Raw genomic sequence first — 21,167 nt, 5'->3', positions numbered from 1 at the left:
TATTGATTTACACTTAAAATTGACCCGGGTTTAATACTTAAAACTGACCCACCCCAGATGGTGGATCGCGAGTATAAAACCATTTCGATTATACACTGTACCTTGAAAATTTAATACTTAGAATTGACCCACCTCTTTGAGGTTATATAGAATTCTTTCCGTATGTAAAAACATATGGAAGGAGGAAAAGAGGTGAAAGAATTGGAAGACTGGGTGGCTGTGCACAAAGTGTACAAACAGACTGGTTCCAAAAGAGCTACGGCTTCTATTCTTGGGATAGCCAGAAATACGGTCAGAAGTCTATTAGAAAAGACTGAACCTCCTGTCTACAACCGGACAGAGTACAGCTCCAAGATTGATCCGTTCAAGGAACAGATCATTGCCTGGAGGTGTGACCCATTTAACTTCAATGGCACCAGGATATTCAGTGAATTACAGAAGCGTGGCTACAAAGGCAGTATAGGACCTGTCTATTACTTTTTAAGAAGAGTGGATGAAGATGTTGGAAACAGTATCAGTAGTAAGGCAACGACAAGGCACGAAAGCCCTCCGGGTGACCAGGCTCAGTTTGACTGGAGTGAGTATCAGGTGCTTATTGCAGACAGGTACATGACAGTATACTGCTTTTCCATGATACTGGCTGCATCAAGAAAGAAGGCGATATGTTTTTCTTTACGGGAAGATGCTGATGCTATATATGAAGCTGTTCAGGAACTGTTTGATGATCTGGGAGGCGTAACACTGGAGCTTCTTATTGATAATCCCAAGGCGTTTGTTATCAAGAATAATCCAAAGTCAGAGGAAGAAATAAAATATAATCCTCATGCGCTGGCCATGGCTCTGCATCTTGGTGTTGAGCTCAACGCATGTCCATGCTACTGGCCACGTAAAAAAGGGAAAATCGAGAGACCATTCAACTATATCGAAGAACAGTTCATAAAAGGGAATGCCTTTGCAAGCATGGAGGATCTGAATTCCCGAGGGAAAGCTTTTATAAATGAGTGGTGCGACAAGAAGCATTCCACCACCAAAAGAATTCCAAACCAGCATTACCTGTTGGAAGAAAAAGCTCTGTTACAGCCGCTTCCCAAGGAACACTACTATGCAACCAGCAAGCTTAAGCGGAAAGTCAGTCCTGATAGTTATCTCAGTATCGGTGGCAATAAATATAGTGTTCACGTCAGATATGTTGGAAAAACACTATACTACAGGCTGAATTATGGCTTCAGGATCATGTTGTATGACTCACAGGGACATTTCATAGAACATCAGGAAATATCTTATGAAAAACATGAGATCCGTACCAATCCTGACCACTATGAGCCCATTGCAAAGAAGGTATCAACTTCTGTTCCGCAGATAAGGCGTGACTTCACTAAGCGCTTTAGTAATGGTGCACGTTATCTTGAAGCAGCAGGTCGTAAGTTTGACCAGCCTACATTCCATGCCAGAAGGATAATGGAACTCCAGGATCTTTACGATGATGATACTCTGGACAGGTTTATAGGGCTGGCCGTCGATGAAGGAAAGATGGATATCAAGCTGTTCAAAGAGATGCTTCGTGAGTATAACTCAGGAGAGCGAAAACTTCCGGAGGCTAACGAAACTGAAGCTACCGCCCTGATAATCGGTACAACGGCCACTAGTGAGCTTACGAGAAGCTGCAGCTACTATGAGAACTATGCAAAGGAGGTTCTGAATGCTTAACGACACAGAACACAAAAGCGCATACATAGAAGCAAAGATGAAGCAGTTCAAGCTCGTAGATATGCGCGCCCAATATAAAGACATCATTGAAGAAGCAACACAGGAATCACTGGGATATATGGATTTTCTCCTCAGGCTATTGGAACTTGAAGACAGTGGAAAAGCCAGCCGTAGAACAGAAAAGCTTCTTGTGAAAGCCGGTTTTGATAATGCATCTTCTCTTGAGGACATTGATTACAGCTTTAATCCGTCGCTGGATAAGGATAAGATCGATGAACTCGGAAAGCTTACTTTCCTGGATAACCGTGAAAATATCATAATCATTGGGCCACCTGGAGTTGGTAAGAGTATGATTGCTACGGGAATAGGTCGTAACGCCTGCAGAAGAGGCAGGAAAGTCCTTTTTGTTAATGCAAAGGAACTTGTCGACAGGCTTTATGATGAGATGCTTGCCGGGAATCTCCAGCAGATGCTTGATAAGCTGAATCGTATTGAGCTTCTGATAATAGACGAACTTTCATACATAAAAATGGACAAAGAAAGAGAGAGCATGTTTTTCCAGATCATCCGTCAACGATACGAAAAAAGCTCCCTCATTATCACCACTAATCTCCCAATGGGTAGATGGGATGAAGTATTTACCGGACAGCTTGCGGCAACTGCAATACTTGACCGCCTGCTGCATCACTGCCATGTGCTTAGTATAACGGGAGACAGTTACCGTGTCAAAGGGTCAAAAATAAGTGTTAAAAAACAGAAAGGTACAGAAAAATGAACATAACAAGCGATAGACAGCGATTCCTGCAGGATGAGCTGAATAGATATGAAAAATCCACACCAATGAATGAGGCAGAAAGGAAGGTTCTTCATGAATGGGTTGCTGCTGGCAACAGTGTGCACGAGAACTCATGCAATGCTGAAGACGGCCATGGAAACTACATTGATTTTCTTGACATTTACAGGGAGGAACAGGATATCCGTGATACCCTTAGCACTATGGATGATGAAGAAAAAGAAGAATATCTTGCCGAACTGAGAGGTGAAGACACTATTAAAAGCCTGAGAAAGCAGCTTCATGAGTTGTCGTATAAGTCAGATGTATATGAGAAAGTACTTCGGAGACACAAGCTCATTGAAGAGGCTGAAGCCCTTATGGAAGAAGGACGAGCTCTATCCAGAGCATTCGATGAATGGGCTGAAGCAGAAATGGGCAAGCTGTCGGAAGGAGAACTATCATGGTTAAAATAAGAGATAAAAATCTCCCTGAACTTGCAGGAATATACAACAATGGCGGAAAGGATGCTCTTTACCAAACGCTCCGAGAGTCATTTGGAATAAAGTATCCTTGGTCAACGCTGTCAAGAATGAAGAGCATGGATTCCCTGGGATACGACGAAACAACTGACAGATTCAGAGCTGAGCAATGCAAACAGGCAGATGAGAACTTATTTATGTCGATGGATGAACTATGCTCCCCAGTTAAACCACAACATATATGCGAGGACAAAATAGAAAGAAATGCTCCCAAGGCTGAGGCTATGGAGAAGCTCGTGAAGGAACTTATCGGTGACAGACTACTAGAACTTAGCAGGTATGTTGTCATGGATACCTTGAGCAAGACAATGATCATAGATAAAACAGCACTTACCGGTGCTGGATACACACTGGTAACTCATTAAAAGGTGGGTCAATTCACAGTGTAAAAATCGAGATTTATAAATAAAACTGACCCGCCCTCAAAATCGCACTGGCGGATCTAGGGGTGGGTCAGATTTAAGTGTAAAAGTGGGTCAATTTTACTTGACATTCAACATTGTAGTAGCATTTAGCTTTGTTATTAACCTAGGCGTTTTGTTTTTTTATAAGCACATAAATTTTGCGTTTGGAATATTGGGCAGGAGCAAAAAAAGTAACAGCATATTTAGGAAATGTATTAGCAGATAAATATGGAATAGAGGATCATAGAACAAATGAAAACTACAAAGGTTGGTTTTCGATGTATGATGACTATTAAAATTATAGGAACACAAGATTGAAGGAACAAACAGGGCTTGATCAGTATTTGATGCTTTTAAGTGACAATGACTATTTTGTTAATTTGACTATAGGAGATGATAGAATATATCAGGATTCAATTTTTAATAAAGTTGTGAAGAATTGCATTGTGGTGAATAATGATGAAATGGAACTGATTGATGGTCAAATTAAGATACAGGTAAATAGTTCAAAGAATGGAGAACTAATCGATGAGGCTGTTTTTTATATCCCTGATGGTGCTGATGTAAACAATCAGGAGCTTATTAGTGGGGGTTGGATACAGAGCCTTGCAATAAAGATAGAGGAATAGATATGAAAAAAGCTTTAAAACTCGTAATAATCACACTTTCGTTATTGTTTACTATTTTGTGTTGCATATTTCAATATTATCATTACAGCAAAATTAGAAAAATAGATATTAGCAAAGCTTCTGTTTCAAAGGAAATAGAATACTCAATCGAAGAGATTAATTACAAAGATACAGACAATGATTATATTATTGGTACGTTATCTATGGATGGACACTCTACCACTTCATTTCCAACAAAGATAGTGTTTTATCAGGACGATAGCAATGAAGCGTATTCATTACCAGTGAAATTGAGCAATATAAATGAAGATGGCGAAGTTGTTGATGGAGCGAATAACAACGGATTATATGCTGCATCAACTCATTTTGATGTTCTGATTGATAGATATTCAGGGCTTAGGAATAAGTATAAAATTGGCTTTCTAATAAAGGTCGACGGAAAAGAAATCTTTGTAAAGACTGATAATTTGTACAAGTACAGTGATGTTTGATGGAGAAAAATAAGTTTTGGATGTAATAAAGAAGAGGGATAATCTAAAGTACATATTGATATATGGTGCGCTTATTGGTTTATATCAGATTGTTATGAAAGAGTATTATGGAGATACTCTTGCTTACTTTGCTAGAGCAATTCAAGATATGAACATGTCATCTTTATTGGCTGAATTGTATATCAGGTATATGTCTTGGACATCTAGAATACTTATTGAACTGCCGCTTTTTATTTTGGCTCACGGAATGCACATGGTACTTTTTGGAATAGCAAATTGGCTTGTGCATATTATGTTACTTCTATCACTTATGCGTCTTACTGACTACAAGCATAATAGAGTATTAACATGCTTGATGCTGATGTATCCTGTCGCACTTATGGCTGGATCAGGCTGGATGACGGCTTATATTACTTATTTTTGGCCATTATCTTTCGGAATTACAGCAATGGTATCACTTAAGAAAATGTTTGATGGGGCGAAGGTAGGAATTATTGAAGGGGTATTCTACTTGCTTTGTCTGATTTTTGCAGTGGATTTGGAAGTGTGCGCTGTTTTCTATACTTGTATCTTAGCAACGTTTTGCTTTTTGATGTTTTGGGATAAGAAATTTTCATCTAAGTATGTGGTATATACAGCGCTTCAATTGGTTATGTGTACATGTGGCATTGTTTTTGCCCTCACGTGTCCAGGTAATGAAGCAAGAAAGATTTCTAATATAACTTTTTGGTTTCCAAATTATACTTCATTTACAGTAATTGATAAAGCTGTACTTGGGGTGAATTCTGCATTTATTAATCTATATACACATGATGTATTCTGGTTTGTATTATGCTTTGTTGTGTGTGCCCTTACATTGGCAAAAAACAAGGACAACATTATACTGATGATTGAAGGTGTAGTACCATTTACCTTCATTATCTTTTGGAATATTCTTAAGAATTTTGTGTATGGATATTATCCAGAAATTGTGGATCTGTTTGAAGCTTTTGACAAGAATAAATACGTGGATTCCACTAACTATAATAGCCCAGCTGTTTATATTCCATTTGTGATCTACATGTTCTTGATAGTGATGCTTCTTCTTAGCATTTTGAACCTTTTTAATGATGAGAGAAAGGGCTTTTTAGCATGTGCTATCATAGTATCGGGTATTATATCTAGGCTTACATTAGGCTTTTCTCCAACAGTGTTTACATCTGGCAAGAGAACTTTTATTTTTGCTGATTTTGCTATTATTTTTGTTTTGTTACTGATGGCTGAGGCCTTTGTGCCTGAAATAAAAAAGGATAATGAAAAGGTACTTGTATTATGTAGATCTTTAATGGTGATTGCTACAGGATTTGTAGTCTTGGCCAATTTTGTTGCTGTATGTAGCGTGTATTTATATTGAGGATAATTGGTATGGTAACTGTACTTGGTATATTATTCCCTTTTCTCTATATGTGTTTAGTGACAGGGGCTTATTCAATTCAGTTTAATAGAAGGTATGCAGAGAGCATGGCACCAGCTTTTTGTATACAGATGCTTTTGATGTTATTTACAGGTATGGTGATTAACAGTGTTAGCTTAGGAATTGTGATAGGTATAGTATTAGCGATTTCAAGCTATGCTTTTTTTATGTTTAAGAATAGGTCATGGTCTATATTACATAGCAAGATGAAGGATTGTTATCCTGAATTCGTGTTAGCTGTGATAGTTTATTTGTTGATTTATACTATAAACATGGGAAAACATTACCACTCAGTAGATGAGTTTATGCACTGGGGTAATTTTCTTAGAGAAACTTATAGATTAGATGCTTTATATGTTACCTCGCCAGCTCCGTTTTATCATAAAGATTATGTGCCTGCAATCACTTTGTTTGAAGCATTATGGTGCAAACTTTCTCTTAGGCTAAGTGAAGCAAATGCATATAGAGGAATACAGATGCTACAGGTGAGCATGCTACTTCCTATGATTACCAGAACTGTCAGACGTGAGGAACATATCAAGCCAATCAGTGTTGCTGTAAAGACATTTATAACACTTACTATTCCACTATTCTTTTCGGGATTACTTTTCTACCATACAATCTATCAAGATTACATTTATGGTGTACTTGTATTCTATTGCATGTGGATTGTCATCACAGGTGAAAGAACAATATATACGCTGTTTGAAGCTACATTGGCTATGACCATTTTGATTCTATCAAAGATGACGGCGTTAGCATTTTTGCCGATGATAGTAATTTTCTATGCTGTATACATGATTTTTTATCAGGAAAGCGTGCGAGTATCACATACTGTTTCTAAAGTTATAGGAGCTAGTGCGGTGTTGACGTTTATTCCGCTGGCTACATGGAAAATGTATAATGTTTATGCTCAGACTTTTCTTGGCAAATCTAGCGGAGGACAGAGCTATGGAGCACATGGAATTTCTTCGCTACTTATAGTGCTTGCTCATGACGGAACAATTGCATGGCAGAATGATGTTGAGAAAAGCTACCTTTCAGCATTGATATCTCGCGGTTTGGTTAGCCGGATACCGTATGTTCAGCTGATTTTACTAATTGTTGCTTTGCTCTTGCTATACTCCTACATGGGTGAGAAGAGAGACTATATCAGAAAAATTCGTATATCTGCGCTATGGATATTTCTTGCTGGACTAGCGTATGGTTTTTTGATGTACTATCTATATATGACAGGCTTTAGTGAATATGAAGCAAGGGAACTGGCAAGCTATGACAGATATATGGGTACATTTGCTATTTCAGCTGTATTTCTGGCAGTAGCGATAGTGTTCTACTTTTCAAAGGAAAAAACAATAGTTATACCTGCGATAGGAATAGTATTTTTGCAGAATGCATTTTTCTTTTTGGATTATGATCAGATTATTCCAGGTATTCTATCAGGAGATAAAGCTCTTTATTTAAATGAGGCAAATCACATTTGTAATATCGTTCCAGAAGATAAGACGGTTGCTGTTGTTATACGTGGAGAAAATGTTATTGCTGAGGATGCAGTTAATTATTATGGCTATCCAAGAGAAATGGGATTTGCTTATCCGGGGAAAGCTACGAGTGAAGAAGATACGCTCAGTAGAGAATATTCATGTGAAGAACTTACTAAGTGGATTATAAGTTACGACTACGTATATTTTATGAATATAGATAACGCTTTTATAGGGGAATATAGCGGAATATTTGCTAACCCTGAAGACGTTGTTAGAGGTGAAATATATAAAGTGAGCTATGATGGCGGAAAGATAATAACATATTAAAGGTGAGAAACTATGGGAATTATTGGTGGAGCTATATTGGCAGCAGTGCTTGCTATAAAATTTCATAAGAAAATTGAAGAAATGATAGCGCTATCGCTATTGTTGTTTATTCTTTTGATTTATGCATTTGGATTGATGGGACACCTTACATTAGGATTATATTTTACTATAGGCATTATGATAGTATCACTTGGGTATCTTATCTATTTGACGATCAAAGATAGGAAAAATGTAAGGACTTCGTTGCTGACATGGGGAAGCTTAGCATTCTGTATATATCTAGTATTTTTTTTCTATTATAGTCACAATAGATGCTTAAATCATCCCGATGAATTTTATTGTTGGGGATTAATGGCAAAGGGATACTATTATTTTCAAAAACTATTTTCTGATAATGCTACTGCTATGTCTGGAGATCATCCGCCATTTATGCCTTTGATTAATTATTTTTCTATGATGACCTGGAGGGAGTATTCTGATAGTATTTCTTTCTTTGGCAATTCAGTATTAAAAATATCACTATTACTTCCTGTTTTTGCGCATGTTAAGTCTAAAATGACTGCTCCAAAGTTTCTGGGGATGTTGGTGCTTCTTCCACTTTTTCATGTGTTATCAGGATTGGAAGGATTTGACCATATTCTTGCAGATGGGCTAATTGCTTTGCTTTTGTGTTATTTTATGCAGAATGTCTTAGCGCATATTGAGACAAAAGACAAATTATATTATGTGTCTGCTTTAGCAAGTTTGCTTGCTATTTGCTTATCTAAGAGATTAGGCTTTTTGTTTGCAGCACTGGCGATAGTGTGTATAACTGCAATTTATTCAAAGAAGATGACAGAATGGTATGTCTACTTGGGAGGATATGCAGTAGCCTCATCTTTAGTATGTTTATCTTGGTTTAAATTCCAGCAGGGAATATTCCTTGTACCTATCATAGCTTTGATTGGTGCTATGTTTCTTAATGTGGTGTTTGAAAAAACAATTAAATTACGTGGTAGTACAAAACAAATCGTGATAATAGTGGAAGCTTTTGCAGTTGCGGGTGCTGTTTTTATTTTTTGTGTGGGCTATCTTGGCAGAATTGGCGCATATAGTTACGCAGTGATGGCTAGGCTATGTGAAGATTTATTTACAATTAAAAGTACTGGAGACCATATTATTTTATCTTATGGAATATTCATGGTGGTTGCTTTACTGTTTGTAGCATATCTCAAACAGTACCAAAGAGGTAAATATTTGGAGATTAATTATATTACCTTTTTTACAGTTGTCAGTATGTGTCTTTATTTGCTAGCAATGCTCACAATACATATTAAGTCTATTGGCCCATATAGAGACTATATCGAAGGCCTTATTCAGAGGTACTTGATACCTTGGGAAATAGTAGTTATATTCCTGATTTTTTTGGCACTTGTTATTTACAATGAAAAATCATCATATCTGCATGTTTTAGTGGCTTTTATTCTGTTGCTTTTAATTTCTAATGCTAGCGAGTTTTATAGAGGGATATTTTTTAAACATTATGCTGGAGATTATAGCGCTTTTGAAAAAGCAGGCGTAGAAATTAATAGCGGAGATATGATTTACTTTATTGATGAAGAACCTGTTTATGGATATTCTGACAGAGAGTTTTTCTACACGATGTTTCCTGCTAGAACAAACTTTATATATGATATGATGAATGATAATAATGGACCGATTGAATGTACTGTAGAAGAATTATCGAACGAAATTGCTGAGAAGTATAATTATGTTTATATTCAGTCTATAGATGATGATTTCGAGCTAAAATATGGAACTTTATTTGATAATCCAGATGAAATAAAAGAAAAGAGCGTTTATGAAGTAGAGAGGGAGGGAAAAAAGGTTTCGCTCAAATTAATTTCATAAATATTTTTTGGGAGTTTGGCGACCTATGAAAAAAGCACGATTTATTCAATATGATTTGCTTAGAATACTAGCATTTATCAGCGTTTGTGCTGGGCATTTTCTGGGAACATACGGTGAATATTATATTAGGCATAATATGATATACGATCTCTTTCTTAAAATATTTGATATGGGAAAGTATCATGTGTGTATATTTGCAATAGTACTTGGCATATTTGCTTCAAAAGTAAAAGAAGAAAGAATTGGAAATTGGATATTAAAAAGATATATCTATTTTTTCATTTCAGGGGCATTTATCAATTTAATATATTTTGGACTTGGAAGCTTTACAGATATTTTTGCTCCAATTGGTTTTGAAGATGTGATTGTACAATCGTTGATCATAGGAGGAAAGATCTTTCCTCCATACTGGTGTATGCAGGCTTTCTTTTTGGGAAGTATCTTAGTTCAGATTAATAGTAGAGGGAAAGCAGATCTTATCACAGTTATATTTGAAATGGTATTTCTTACTGTAATTGGACAGCTTTTTGTGGCTGCGTGTCTGTGCGGTTATTTGATTACTTTATTAGGAGATAATAAAGCATATCAAACGATTACAAATAGCATATTCTTTAGAGTGGGAATCTTGTTTGCTGCTTGGGGAGCAAATTATCTGTTGAGTGCTTATGATGAATCGCTTTGGATTTACATTATTAATGTGCTTACTGCATGCTTTACTGTAATTGCTTTTTCACCTAGGAAAGAAAGTAATAGGCTATTAGATGCTATTGCTAAGATTCCATTCCTAAAAAACTACATGGCTATGTATATCATTCACATGGTAGTTCTGATTTTGACAGGAAGATTTTTCTTTGAGCATGGACTTGGATATGGAAAGAGCATGATTCTGACGTTGATTACAATTATGTTATTATCTATTCCAGTTCAGAAAATAATTGATTATATATGTGGCAAATTATATGGATTGTTCCTGGCGTTAGAAACAAAAGTTAGTAAGTGAGTATTTAGGAGTCTAATATTTCATGAATTCCAGTAGAGTTAATAATTCCCTTCGCAACGCTTTCTATGGTGTGCTGAGCAGAATTATACTTATCATCCTTAATTTCATAAACAGAACAGTATTCATCATGTTCCTGTCAGATGAGCTCCTTGGTGTAAGTGGGCTCTTTTCTGATATCTTGATGATGCTGTCTCTGGCGGACCTTGGACTTGGTGTGTCTATGGCGTATAGCTTTTATAAGCCCCTGGCTGAGGATGACAAGGACAAGATTTCCAGTCTTATTGGCTTTTACAGGAAGATGTACACCTATATTGCCGCAGTTGTGTTTGTTGTGGGTGTGGCCCTGACGCCTTTCCTGGACTTTTTTGTTAACACTGAGACTGAGATCGAGCATCTGCAGATTTACTACCTGATCTATGTGCTTAATACGGTGGCGTCATATCTTTTTGTATACAAGTCATCGCTTATTACAGCTGATCAAAAGAACTTTGTGGTCTACAGGTTCAACATTATATTCAATATCATCAAGCATGTGCTTCAGATCACGCTACTAGTGATTACCAGGAACTACTTTGTTTACCTTGCTGTTATTGTATTCTGCACATTTTTCCAGAATATCTTTATCTCAAGGGAGGCAGACAAGCTCTATCCATATCTAAAAGAAAAGCCAAAAGCCCTTGAAAAGTCTGAACAGGATGAAGTGTTCTCCAACGTTAAGGCTATGTTCCTGTACAAGTCATCGGGAGTTCTTCTTAGTGGAACTGACAACATCATTATTTCCAAGATCATTGGCACGGTGTTTGTGGGCTTTTATTCCAACTACCTTTTGATTGCCAACTCTATCATGGTCTTTGTGGACATTATCTATTCATCAGTTACCGCCAGCGTTGGTAATGTTATAGCCAAAGAGTCCAAGAAAAAAGCCTTCGAAGTTTTCCAGATGATGCAGAGTGTCAGCCTTATCATTACTTTTATTTCAACTGTATGCTTTGGCGTGCTGATCCAGGACTTTATCCATCTGTGGATTGGACCAAAGTACATGCTGGATACTCTGACAGTTTGGGCAATCATCCTTAACTTCTACCTTGGAGGCGTGGTCCATCCTATCTGGTCTTTTAGAGAGGCCACGGGAATGTACCTTAAGACCAAGTACATCATGGCTATATGTGCTGTGCTTAATATCATCCTTTCAATTGTCCTTGGAATCTATTTTGGAATTGGCGGAGTTGTGGCAGCTTCTGCTATTTCAAGAGTATCTACCTACTTTTGGTATGAACCAAAGATCTTGTTCGAAGATTATTTTGACCAGGGATTATCAAGGTTTATGGTGCCGGTTGCACTTAATTTGGCACTTACGATATTGTATATTATACTGTTTAAGTGGATATTATCTAATATTGCCATGACCAGCTACTTTGTCTTTTTTGCAGAGGCAGTTGTCATTGGACTTATAACACTGGTTTCGGTTGCTGTTATCTACAGGAAGACTGAAGGCTACAGGATGCTGAGGGACGTGGCATTTAGATTTTTGAAAAAGAAAAAAGAGGCATAATTTTAGATGAAGATTAGTATTTTGATGCTTACACATAATGCTCCAAAGTATGTAAAAGAGAGCGTAGAAACCGTAAAGAGAACTACAGGCGTAGACTACGAGCTTATCGTTGTGGATAACGCTTCTAAGTTTTGGACAAAGAGGTTATTAAAAAAGCTTGAATCTAAAGGATACATTGATAAGCTGTTTTTAAATCCTGAGAATTCTCTTTTTGCCAAGGGAAATAATATCGCAAGTACCATGTGCTCAGAGGATGCAGATATGATACTGCTCCTTAACAGTGATGTCAGGATCAATTCTGACGACTGGCTTTCTAAGCTTGTTTCTATCCATCCTGCTGAGGGCGGTATCTCATCTTATGGCGTTGTAGAGACAGAGCCTATAAGGGCAGATGGCTATTGCATGCTGATAAATAGAGAGCTTTACGACAAGTACAAGCTGGACGAGGAGTTTGCCTGGTTCTGGGGTGTAACTAAGCTTGAGAGCCTGGTTCTCAAAGAGGGCAAGTCTATCGTTTCAGTAAGAGACCATGAGAACAAGATTCATCACTACGGCGGTAAGTCCGGTAAGGGCTTCAAGCATGCCGCAGGAATGGGTATCGATATTGAGGAAGTGAAGAAGTGGTTTACAACCGGCAAGGTTGAGATCATCGATCACTTAGACTGATATGGGAATTAGGAAGTGCATTAATACAATTTCAAATGTGGTAGCATATAACTTCCCAGTGGGAGAGTCTGTAGAGACAGACATGATTCGCGTATTTGATACCAGCGTGGGCAGTGATAATGCAGGAGATTACATCATCATGCATTATTGCAACCTGATTCTTGATGAGGTGTTTGGCACAGATATTAAGAGGCAGTATGTTCCAACCCATGTGAGACCTGCTGTATCTGAGTTTATTAAGAGGGCTCCTTTATCAATCTTTTGCGGAACTAATATCCTCTACTCCAACATGCAGGAACATAGCATGTGGAAGATGCCCTTTGGTGCAGGCAAGACTATCAGTAATGTAGTAGGCCTTGGCCTTGGTTGGGAATACTACGAGGATAGAGAGCTTTCTGGATATACCAGGAAGATTTTTGATGAAATTTTTTCAAATGATTTGGTGCACTCTGTTAGAGATAAATATACTTACGAGAAGTTAAAAGCCTTTGGCTATAATAATGTTCTTTTCACAGCTTGCCCAACTATGTGGAGACTTGATGAGAAGCACTGTGGGTCAATTCCTACTGGTAAGGGCAAGTCAGTTGTAACAACTATTACGGATTACAACAAAGATCCTGACAGTGACAGAGCGATGCTTGATATCCTTAAGAAAAATTATGAGAAGGTCTATGTGTGGATTCAGGGTGAGAAGGACAGAGGATATTTAGAATCTATCTGTGATGTGAGTTCTTTGGAACTGATTGATTCAACCTATGAGGCATATACTAAGGTGCTGGAATCTGAGAGTAATTTAGATTTTGTGGGCACAAGACTTCATGCGGGAATCCATGCTTTAAATCTGGGACATAGGACTATTATCGTTGCTATCGACAATAGAGCCAAGGAAATGGGAAAGGATACTAATCTTCCTATCATTTCTCGTGAAGATGTGTCAGATAAGCTGGAAGGCATGATAAATAGTGAAGTTAAGACGGAGATTCTTTTACCAACTGAGAATATCAAGAGGTGGAAGGATCAGTTTAAAGGAGATGAGCGAAAGTGAAGAGTCTCTTGATAATCACCACCAAGCTTGATGCAGGTGGCGCAGAGCGAAGCTTAATAAATTTCTTGAGTTCATATGATAGGAGCAGGTACACGGTGGACCTGCTTCTTTTAAAGAGGGAAGGAGCGTTTCTTAAGTATGTACCTGAGGATGTGAGAATCCTGGAGCAGGATAAGGTTCTGTTCTACATGTACAATATGGCGAAGTTCTCGCTTGGTACGGCATCTGATGGATTGCATCGAGATTTCCTGCATGGAATTCCTTTTGTTGTTAGAAGAGTTTGGTCAACGCTCTACTACAAGAAGATAAAGAAGCTGGACCGTCCTACTGCAGAGCAGCAGAGATGGGAAAATTCCTACAGCAAGGTCATCGAGGAACTGACTGGTCACTACGACTGTGCTATGGCCTATCTCGAAGGCGAACCTATTTATTATCTTGTGGATAAGGTCAGCGCTGACAGGAAGATTGGCTGGATCCACAATGACTATGAGAAGATTGCCGGTGACAGGGATTTTGATGAGAAGTACTTTGCCGGGCTTGATAATATAGTTACCATCTCTGATAAGTGCGTGGATGTGCTAAAGAAGAATTTCCCTAAGCTGGCAGATAAGGTTGTGGAATTACCTAATATCAATTCGGTGGAAGTTATTGAGAAGTTTGCAGAGGAGTTTACGCCGGAGAAGTATGCGGAGGGTAGTGACGTCCATAAGGATGATAATGGGGGTGTGAATGCTAGAAAGCATGTGCTCTTATCCATCGGCAGACTTACTCAGCAGAAAGCCTTTGACAGGATCATTCCTATTGCTAAGGCTCTCAAGGATAAAGGTGTTTCTTTTAACTGGTTTGTGCTTGGGGATGGAGAACTGAGGCAGGAGCTAGTTTCTAAGGTGTCCGAAGCTGGACTTCAGGATACTGTTAAGCTTCTTGGCATCAGATCTAATCCATATCCATATATCAAGGGGGCGGATGTTATAGTTCAGACGTCTCTTTTTGAAGGAAAGTCTGTAGTACTTGATGAAGCCAAGATTCTTCACAAGAAGATTGTAGCTACTAAGTACGACACTATCATGGATCAGGTTGGAGATTATCCTATTAAGGTTGTGGAGTATGAGCCAGAGGCTGTGGCTGAGGCAATTAAGACGGCACTTAGTGAGGATATGGTGATTGATATGAGCAAGAACTATGGCAACGTGGAGTGCTTGGAAGAGTATTATAGGGTTATAGGGTAAACCAGTACACAAGTATAAAATAAAACAGCATAAATGTGTAAACTAAACGGATTGAGCATAGTCTGATATACTATATATGTATTAGTTAAGTGATAATGTTTGATAATGAATGAAATATGCGGAGGAGCAGGATGTTCGATTTATACATCAAGAATATACATATTGATAAAGTTAGAAATTTAGAGAACATCGATATTAAAGTATCTGACAAAGAGAAAAAGCATATATTGATTACTGGTAAGAATGGAAGCGGTAAAACCAGTCTTCTAGACGCAATGGCAGGGCATATAGAATACCTGGCATTGCATGACGGATATAAAGAACTTGAAAATTGGATTAAATTGAATAGAAGTAATTATGAAAAAGCGCAGATGGAGAATGCCTCTCTCAGTACTTTAGAAAAAACAAGGCAAGGACTTGAAAATGCCGATGCCGAGTTAGAATCTGCAAAACATGGTCTGACGATAGTTTTTTCAGAGCCATATGATGATATGAACGCTTACTTCATGGATAATGAGTATATTGTCGCATACTACAGAGCAAACAGAGTCTTTTCCTCAATTGTTCCAAAAAGCGTTGAGAAGGTGAAGCTTAAAAACTACTATTCTGTTGATGATGAGCCAAGAAAAGACTTCATCAAGTATCTTCTTGATATGAAAATGACAGCAGCACTTGCTCTTAATTCAGGTAGAGTAGCAAGGGCTAATGATATATATAAGTGGTTTGAAAGATTTGATGATTTTTTGAAAGATGTTTTTGAAGACGAGTCAACGAAGCTCGTATTTGATGAAGAAACATTCCTTTTTTCGATTCATCAAGATGGTAAAGAACCATTTGACTTTAATACGCTTTCAGATGGTTATGCAGCAGTATTGGATATTGCTGTTGATTTGATGATCAGAATGGAAAGGTACACTGGCGGAACTTTCAAATATGATATGCCAGGTATTGTTTTGATAGACGAAATAGAAACACATCTTCACTTGGAACTTCAGAGAACAGTAATGAAATTGTTAACAGCGATGTTTCCTAATGTACAGTTTGTTGTATCTACGCATTCTCCATTTATTCTTGGAAGCGTTGAAAATGCTGTAATTTACGATCTTGAAAATAGAACATACGTTGAAAATGGTCTTTCAAATGTGCCATATAGCGGTATTGTAGAGAGTTACTTTAAAGCGGATGAGTTATCCAAGAATTTAAGGGACAAATTTGAAGAGTACAAAAAGCTGCTTCAACAAAATGAATTATCAAACTCTGATTTGGAAAGAAAAGCTAAACTTGAGTTTTATTTAGATGAAATTCCAGATTATTTAGCTGTTTCTTTTTTGACAGAGTATAAAAGGTTAAAGCTAGAGTTTAAGGCAAGGAATAAGAAATAATGGTTAAGATAGAGAGAAGTAAACCAGCACCTAAGTCTCTTCAAATTGCAAAAAAGAAGGGGAAGGGCAGTTATAGAAGAGAAGACGTAATAGATAGGCTGAGAGAAGATTTTCATGATAAATGCTATTTGTGCGAAACTAAGGGACTTCAAGATCCAGAGGTAGAGCACAGATTACCACATCAAAATGGTAAAAATCTAAAAAGAAAATATGATTGGAATAATCTTTTTTGGTCATGTGGACATTGCAATAATGTAAAAAACAAATATTACTATAGCAAAAATATCATTGATTGCTGTAAGGTTGATCCCGAAGAACTTTTGGTTTTTGTTGCAGCTGATGAAAGTATTCAGATTGAGCCTGTGAATAAGAAAAAGAGATCAGCCAAGGTGACAGCAGATTTGCTAAATGATGTTTACAATCTGACAAATACTGGAATCAGACTAGCAGCTTGTGACAATAGAGTAAAGGGCGTCTTTATTCAAATGAATTTGTTGTTTAACGCTATAAATAACTACATCGATGATTCAAGTAATAAAGACTACGAAGATACTCTTAAAGCTTTATTGAGTAGAGAGTCGGAGTACGCCGCTTTCAAGAGAAGCTACATCCGTGAGAATAAGGATTTGTATCCTGATGTTTATGGCTTAATAGATGAAGAATGAAAAAGAATGTATTTAAGATTATAACAATTATATATTGGCTCATGGTACTGGTTAATACCGATTCTTACTATTGGGTTTACCTGCTTCTGGGTGGTGCTGCGCTTTTTAGTTTTAGTAAGAAACTTGCTGATAAAACAGCAAAAAGCACTGGGCTTTTTGGAAGTCTGTTTTCACTTATGGTGGTACTAGCAAATTACGAGACAGTGCTAAACTTCTATGAGGGAACGGGTAAGGCGTTTTATATTCTCTATACTGGAGTGTCAGCTGTATTCATGATACTTGGCGGTGTCTATGTTTACACAAGTGTATTTGAACTTGGGCATCAAATAGTTGATAAAGGATTGGTAGTAATCTCAGAAGGTAATGAGAAGAAAGTTTCTCTAGCCAGATTCTTCTGGCTCTCATTTACAGGTATATCTGTATTTTACCTGCTTATCTTATTTCTCTTTAATTATCCTGGAATAGTATCTCCGGATGCAATTCATCAGTTGAGAATGATCAGGGATAATGCATATTCAGACCACCATCCGCTTGCACATACGTTAATGATTAAGCTGTTCTTTGGATTTGGAGCCGAAATCTTTGGCTCAGCTAATGCTGGGGTTGCGGCTTATTCTGTGTTCCAGATTTTGTGTGTTGCAGCTGTCTTTGCATATCTTTTTATGACTATTTATGAGATGGGTGGCAATTGCAAGAAAATCGCAGTTATTACAGAGGTGGTTTATGCTATACTTCCTTACAACATTGAGTTTTCTGTATCTATGAGAAAAGATACATTGTTTAGTCTGTGTATCTTACTTTTTATAGTGGCAGTATATAGATTATCAAGATCAGAAAAAACACTTTGCGATTCTATAATTTTTTCTGTAAGCTCTTTTGGAATATGTCTTTTGAGAAATAACGGAATGATGATATTTCTGGCATGTGCTGTAATATTTGCGATCATGTTTAAGAATAAAAAGAAGGCTGAACTGATGATCATGTCGATTATAGCAGTTTTTTCTTTAGCAATAACACCGATGATGAAAAATGAATTGAATGCAGTTTCTCCTGACTATCTGGAGAAAGTAGGAGTACCTATGCAACAAGTTGTCAGAGTAATAGTAGATGGATATGAATTAACGGATAATCAAGATAAAATAGCCGAAAAACTGTTCGGGGGGGGTATAGAGATGGCTTAAGACAAGTATACCTGCCTTACTTTGCGGACCCGACTAAGGAATATATTAGGGAAAATGGCGATGTTAAGGCGCTGCAAGACAATTTAAATGAATATTTTGGTTTATACATTGAATTGGGTGTGGAACATCCTTTGGAATACATAAAAGCTTGGATAGATGAGACCAGAGGCTATTGGAATGGTGGATACAACTACTGGCGTTGGGAACAAGGTGTCGTCTTAAACGACCTTGGCATATACAGAGAGTATCCATCTGAGATGATCCACAGGCTTATGTGTGAATATCTGTGGCTATGGCAACGCATTCCTTTATTGATTCCTTTTCTATGTATAGGCCTACAAACATGGCTTATCATGTTAGTGATGAATGAGGGAATTGTAAGAGGAGATAAAGTTATTGTGGCAATGACGTTACCTCTTGCAATAAATATATTGACGCTAATGCTTGCTACTCCGGTATTTGCGGAGTTTAGATATGCGTATTCAAGTTTCTTATGTGTTCCTTTTCTGTTTCTGGCGTGTGTGTGCCGTGAATAGAAAAGGATAAGAAAGAATGAATAGTAGAAAAAGATTAAATAGTATCAATGTTTTAGCGATTGTTTCAGTGGTGGCCCTTATCATCCTGTTGATCCCCTTCATCTGGGTATCCAAATTTGCCTACCCATGGGCAGATGATTTCTCTTACGCATCTGAGGCAAGAGCTGTATTTGTCAGCACCCACAATGTGTTTAAGACAATTGCAATGGCGTTTTCTACTATGAAGGACTCGTACATGACATGGCAGGGAACATATACTTCATGTTTCCTCATGGCCCTGCAGCCTGCGGTCTTTAGCATTAAGCTCTATCACTTAACTGGCGTATTTATGCTGGGATCAATATTGATCTCATACTACGTACTGGTGACAGTTCTTTTTAACAAGGTATTTAGTGCCTCCAAGTCAGCAAAATGGCTGATCTATGTGTTCACAGTTATGCTGAGTATAGAGGGAGTAGATGGCAAGGCAGAAGCCTTCACCTGGTACAATAGTGCTGTGCACTACACCTTTGGGCATGCGCTCTTCGTACTGTTTATAGCTCTTTTGATATATTACGTACATGACCTTAGAAATTCATCCAAAAAGACTCTGCACTGCGCACTCATCAGTATAGTGGGCTTCCTGGCAGCAGGTACCAACAACGTAACTGTATTTGGCGGCCTCTTAACTATTGTGATCCTTGCAGCCATGAGCTTTTTGTATGAACTTATCTTTGGGGAAAAGAAATACGACGGACTATTAAGTGCTCTTCCAATGGGAATCGTTTATATCATTGGAACTGCTGTGAATCTTGGAGCTGTGGGAAATTCTAAGAGAATGGTCACAGCTGGATCTCACAATAATAGCGTGTTTATTACTGTTAGGAACTCTTTTGTCCTAGGAACAGAGTTCATCAAGAGACACTTCTGGGGCATGACAGTTGCATATATTCTCATAATGGTGGCTGTTATCTGGTATGCCTTTGTAAAAGAAAATGCTCTTGAGGGTGTAAACTTTAAGTTTAAACTTCCTGGCCTTGTGACACTTGCAAGCTATTGCCTGTTATGTGCTCTGTACGCACCATTTGCATATCTTGGTGAGGCACAGGTTTCGCTTCCTTACATCGATGAGAATTTAAATGTCCTTAGAGTAGCTAATGACGTATATCTTGAGTTTATCTTACTTTTATTTGTAAATGTGCTCTATTACTGCGGATGGCTTTATCAGAAGGGCGTTAGAGTTTACACTCCTATATTCAATATCTGCGTAGCAGTTGTTTCAGTAATCTTGGTTGTTACTTCCTACAAGGCTCTTACTGTAGAGAATCAGTCAAAGTTCTTAACTGGAAGTGCTATTCACAGCATTCAGAATGGAACTGCTGAGTATTATGGATATCAGATGGCGCTTAATATCCAAAAATTAGAAGCTGAGGATGAGGTTGTTTATGTTTCTCCTATAGCTGTTGATCCTGACTGCCTCTTCCCTCACGGGGCTGCAGACTGGAAGGAAGGCACAAGAGTCTTTTATGGCAAAGAGGCTGTTGAATATGATTCAGAGCCATATACTTTCTAGGAATTGCAAAACGGATATGACCGTGTTATCATGAAGATGATAAAATTATGATAAAATAATGGAGGCGATGTATATGATGCAGATCAGACCGGTTTCCGATTTAAGAAATAAATTTGCAGATATTGAAAAGGTCGTCCAAAGTGGTGATCCGGTGTATTTAACAAAAAATGGTTACGGGGCTATGGTTGTTCTTAGCTTGGATGCATATTCAAGAATGACTGATCCCGAAGAGTATATTATGGATGTTGCTGATGCGGCAGCGGCTTCAACGGATGCGAGGCTGACACATGATGAAGTGTTTGGGACTATTAGGGGAAAAATAAATGCTTAATCAGAAATATACGTTAAGATATCTTCCCCTATTTTATGAAGAACTTGAAGCTGCTGTTCTTTATATCGCATCACGTTTAGGAAACCCTTCTGCAGCTGAGAATCTACTCAATAATGTAGAAAATGCTATACTCGAACGAGTAAACAATAATCCTGAAGGATATGAGCCGGTACCATCAAGAAAGAAAAGGGACTATCCATATTATCGAATCTATGTCGGAAACTATATTGTCTATTATGTAGTTATTCCGGAAGGCAACGAGCGTATTATGGAAGTAAGACGTTTTGTACATACACTTCAAAATCGAGACAATATTTAGACATAAAGGC

21 protein-coding genes are annotated in these 21,167 nt (G+C 37.8%); all 21 read left to right on the top strand.

All coding sequences use genetic code 11. The features are described from left to right. The first annotated feature begins 192 nt into the window (after window positions 1-192). The 21 genes from istA to BUA02_RS13905 all read left to right on the top strand — a co-directional run bounded on the left by istA (window position 193) and on the right by BUA02_RS13905 (window position 21,157). A complete protein-coding gene (istA, locus tag BUA02_RS14005) occupies window positions 193-1,707 on the top strand; it encodes an IS21 family transposase (protein ID WP_178297661.1) in 1,515 nt (504 codons plus the stop codon). Next, window positions 1,700-2,482, top strand: coding sequence for an IS21-like element helper ATPase IstB (istB, locus tag BUA02_RS14000; RefSeq protein ID WP_072703992.1), 783 nt, complete (start codon window positions 1,700-1,702; stop codon window positions 2,480-2,482). The genes istA and istB overlap by 8 nt, the downstream gene beginning before the upstream one ends. Continuing rightward, window positions 2,479-2,955 carry a hypothetical protein gene (locus BUA02_RS13995; RefSeq protein ID WP_072703989.1) on the top strand — a complete coding sequence of 159 codons (477 nt, stop codon included), beginning with the start codon at window positions 2,479-2,481 and terminating at the stop codon, window positions 2,953-2,955. The genes istB and BUA02_RS13995 overlap by 4 nt, the downstream gene beginning before the upstream one ends. Further along, on the top strand, window positions 2,943-3,386 hold the full coding sequence (locus BUA02_RS13990; protein WP_072703987.1) for a hypothetical protein: 444 nt from the start codon (window positions 2,943-2,945) through the stop codon (window positions 3,384-3,386). The genes BUA02_RS13995 and BUA02_RS13990 overlap by 13 nt, the downstream gene beginning before the upstream one ends. A gap of 353 nt (window positions 3,387-3,739) precedes the next feature. After that, window positions 3,740-4,054, top strand: a complete 315-nt coding sequence (locus tag BUA02_RS13985; protein WP_143147437.1) for a hypothetical protein — start codon at window positions 3,740-3,742, stop codon at window positions 4,052-4,054. Between the two features lie 2 nt (window positions 4,055-4,056). Then, window positions 4,057-4,545, top strand: coding sequence for a hypothetical protein (locus BUA02_RS13980; protein WP_072705347.1), 489 nt, complete (start codon window positions 4,057-4,059; stop codon window positions 4,543-4,545). Window positions 4,546-4,561: 16 nt separating this feature from the next. Beyond that, window positions 4,562-5,938, top strand: coding sequence for a hypothetical protein (locus tag BUA02_RS13975; protein WP_072705343.1), 1,377 nt, complete (start codon window positions 4,562-4,564; stop codon window positions 5,936-5,938). A gap of 107 nt (window positions 5,939-6,045) precedes the next feature. Beyond that, window positions 6,046-7,809, top strand: a complete 1,764-nt coding sequence (locus tag BUA02_RS13970) for a hypothetical protein (RefSeq protein ID WP_207647723.1) — start codon at window positions 6,046-6,048, stop codon at window positions 7,807-7,809. A gap of 12 nt (window positions 7,810-7,821) precedes the next feature. Further along, window positions 7,822-9,699, top strand: a complete 1,878-nt coding sequence (locus BUA02_RS13965; RefSeq protein WP_072705337.1) for a hypothetical protein — start codon at window positions 7,822-7,824, stop codon at window positions 9,697-9,699. Window positions 9,700-9,724: 25 nt separating this feature from the next. Next, entirely contained in the window at window positions 9,725-10,699 is a 975-nt protein-coding gene (locus tag BUA02_RS13960; RefSeq protein WP_072705335.1) for an acyltransferase family protein, read from the top strand. A 22-nt stretch (window positions 10,700-10,721) separates the two neighbouring features. Beyond that, window positions 10,722-12,251 carry a lipopolysaccharide biosynthesis protein gene (locus BUA02_RS13955; RefSeq protein WP_072705332.1) on the top strand — a complete coding sequence of 510 codons (1,530 nt, stop codon included), beginning with the start codon at window positions 10,722-10,724 and terminating at the stop codon, window positions 12,249-12,251. 6 nt (window positions 12,252-12,257) lie between these two features. Beyond that, the gene (locus BUA02_RS13950; protein ID WP_072705329.1) at window positions 12,258-12,917 is read left to right on the top strand and encodes a glycosyltransferase family 2 protein; all 660 of its coding nucleotides are present in this window, start codon (window positions 12,258-12,260) and stop codon (window positions 12,915-12,917) included. 1 nt (window position 12,918) lies between these two features. Then, window positions 12,919-13,962: a polysaccharide pyruvyl transferase family protein gene (locus tag BUA02_RS13945; protein WP_083572777.1), complete on the top strand. Its 1,044-nt coding sequence runs from the start codon at window positions 12,919-12,921 to the stop codon at window positions 13,960-13,962. Continuing rightward, window positions 13,959-15,191 carry a glycosyltransferase gene (locus BUA02_RS13940; protein ID WP_072705326.1) on the top strand — a complete coding sequence of 411 codons (1,233 nt, stop codon included), beginning with the start codon at window positions 13,959-13,961 and terminating at the stop codon, window positions 15,189-15,191. Before BUA02_RS13945 ends, BUA02_RS13940 begins: the two co-directional genes overlap by 4 nt. A 131-nt stretch (window positions 15,192-15,322) precedes the next feature. Further along, window positions 15,323-16,573, top strand: coding sequence for an AAA family ATPase (locus BUA02_RS13935; RefSeq protein WP_072705323.1), 1,251 nt, complete (start codon window positions 15,323-15,325; stop codon window positions 16,571-16,573). Further along, complete coding sequence (locus BUA02_RS15975) at window positions 16,573-17,238, top strand: hypothetical protein (RefSeq protein ID WP_072705320.1); 666 nt, start codon at window positions 16,573-16,575, stop codon at window positions 17,236-17,238. The genes BUA02_RS13935 and BUA02_RS15975 overlap by 1 nt, the downstream gene beginning before the upstream one ends. Next, the gene (locus BUA02_RS13925) at window positions 17,235-18,419 is read left to right on the top strand and encodes a DUF6020 family protein (RefSeq protein WP_072705317.1); all 1,185 of its coding nucleotides are present in this window, start codon (window positions 17,235-17,237) and stop codon (window positions 18,417-18,419) included. Before BUA02_RS15975 ends, BUA02_RS13925 begins: the two co-directional genes overlap by 4 nt. Window positions 18,420-18,430: 11 nt before the next feature. Beyond that, window positions 18,431-18,955 (top strand): DUF6020 family protein, encoded by a 525-nt coding sequence (locus BUA02_RS13920; protein WP_330393350.1) that lies wholly within the window; start codon window positions 18,431-18,433, stop codon window positions 18,953-18,955. Between the two features lie 16 nt (window positions 18,956-18,971). Next, window positions 18,972-20,507 (top strand): hypothetical protein, encoded by a 1,536-nt coding sequence (locus tag BUA02_RS13915; RefSeq protein WP_072705311.1) that lies wholly within the window; start codon window positions 18,972-18,974, stop codon window positions 20,505-20,507. A gap of 73 nt (window positions 20,508-20,580) precedes the next feature. Continuing rightward, window positions 20,581-20,838, top strand: coding sequence for a type II toxin-antitoxin system Phd/YefM family antitoxin (locus tag BUA02_RS13910; RefSeq protein ID WP_072705309.1), 258 nt, complete (start codon window positions 20,581-20,583; stop codon window positions 20,836-20,838). Continuing rightward, complete coding sequence (locus tag BUA02_RS13905) at window positions 20,831-21,157, top strand: type II toxin-antitoxin system RelE/ParE family toxin (RefSeq protein ID WP_072705306.1); 327 nt, start codon at window positions 20,831-20,833, stop codon at window positions 21,155-21,157. Before BUA02_RS13910 ends, BUA02_RS13905 begins: the two co-directional genes overlap by 8 nt. The last annotated feature ends 10 nt before the right edge of the window (window positions 21,158-21,167 follow it).

The sequence above is a fragment of the Butyrivibrio hungatei DSM 14810 genome (assembly GCF_900143205.1).
Taxonomy (GTDB): domain Bacteria; phylum Bacillota; class Clostridia; order Lachnospirales; family Lachnospiraceae; genus Butyrivibrio; species Butyrivibrio hungatei.
The sequence above is the reverse complement of the archived record's forward strand: the minus strand, read 5'-3'. Positions and strand labels throughout refer to the sequence as shown.

Bases quoted from the DNA above. Each gene is read 5' to 3' on its own strand.
- BUA02_RS13995 (WP_072703989.1), top strand. From the start codon at position 2,479: ATGAACATAACAAGCGATAGACAGCGATTCCTGCAGGATGAGCTGAAT.
- BUA02_RS13965 (WP_072705337.1), top strand. From the start codon at position 7,822: ATGGGAATTATTGGTGGAGCTATATTGGCAGCAGTGCTTGCTATAAAA.
- BUA02_RS13905 (WP_072705306.1), top strand. From the start codon at position 20,831: ATGCTTAATCAGAAATATACGTTAAGATATCTTCCCCTATTTTATGAA.
- BUA02_RS13910 (WP_072705309.1), top strand. From the start codon at position 20,581: ATGATGCAGATCAGACCGGTTTCCGATTTAAGAAATAAATTTGCAGAT.
- BUA02_RS13970 (WP_207647723.1), top strand. From the start codon at position 6,046: ATGGCACCAGCTTTTTGTATACAGATGCTTTTGATGTTATTTACAGGT.
- BUA02_RS13950 (WP_072705329.1), top strand. From the start codon at position 12,258: ATGAAGATTAGTATTTTGATGCTTACACATAATGCTCCAAAGTATGTA.
- BUA02_RS13935 (WP_072705323.1), top strand. From the start codon at position 15,323: ATGTTCGATTTATACATCAAGAATATACATATTGATAAAGTTAGAAAT.
- BUA02_RS13955 (WP_072705332.1), top strand. From the start codon at position 10,722: ATGAATTCCAGTAGAGTTAATAATTCCCTTCGCAACGCTTTCTATGGT.
- BUA02_RS13990 (WP_072703987.1), top strand. From the start codon at position 2,943: ATGGTTAAAATAAGAGATAAAAATCTCCCTGAACTTGCAGGAATATAC.
- istB (WP_072703992.1), top strand. From the start codon at position 1,700: ATGCTTAACGACACAGAACACAAAAGCGCATACATAGAAGCAAAGATG.
- BUA02_RS13945 (WP_083572777.1), top strand. From the start codon at position 12,919: ATGGGAATTAGGAAGTGCATTAATACAATTTCAAATGTGGTAGCATAT.
- BUA02_RS13960 (WP_072705335.1), top strand. From the start codon at position 9,725: ATGAAAAAAGCACGATTTATTCAATATGATTTGCTTAGAATACTAGCA.
- BUA02_RS13925 (WP_072705317.1), top strand. From the start codon at position 17,235: ATGAAAAAGAATGTATTTAAGATTATAACAATTATATATTGGCTCATG.
- BUA02_RS15975 (WP_072705320.1), top strand. From the start codon at position 16,573: ATGGTTAAGATAGAGAGAAGTAAACCAGCACCTAAGTCTCTTCAAATT.
- BUA02_RS13980 (WP_072705347.1), top strand. From the start codon at position 4,057: ATGAAAAAAGCTTTAAAACTCGTAATAATCACACTTTCGTTATTGTTT.
- BUA02_RS13915 (WP_072705311.1), top strand. From the start codon at position 18,972: ATGAATAGTAGAAAAAGATTAAATAGTATCAATGTTTTAGCGATTGTT.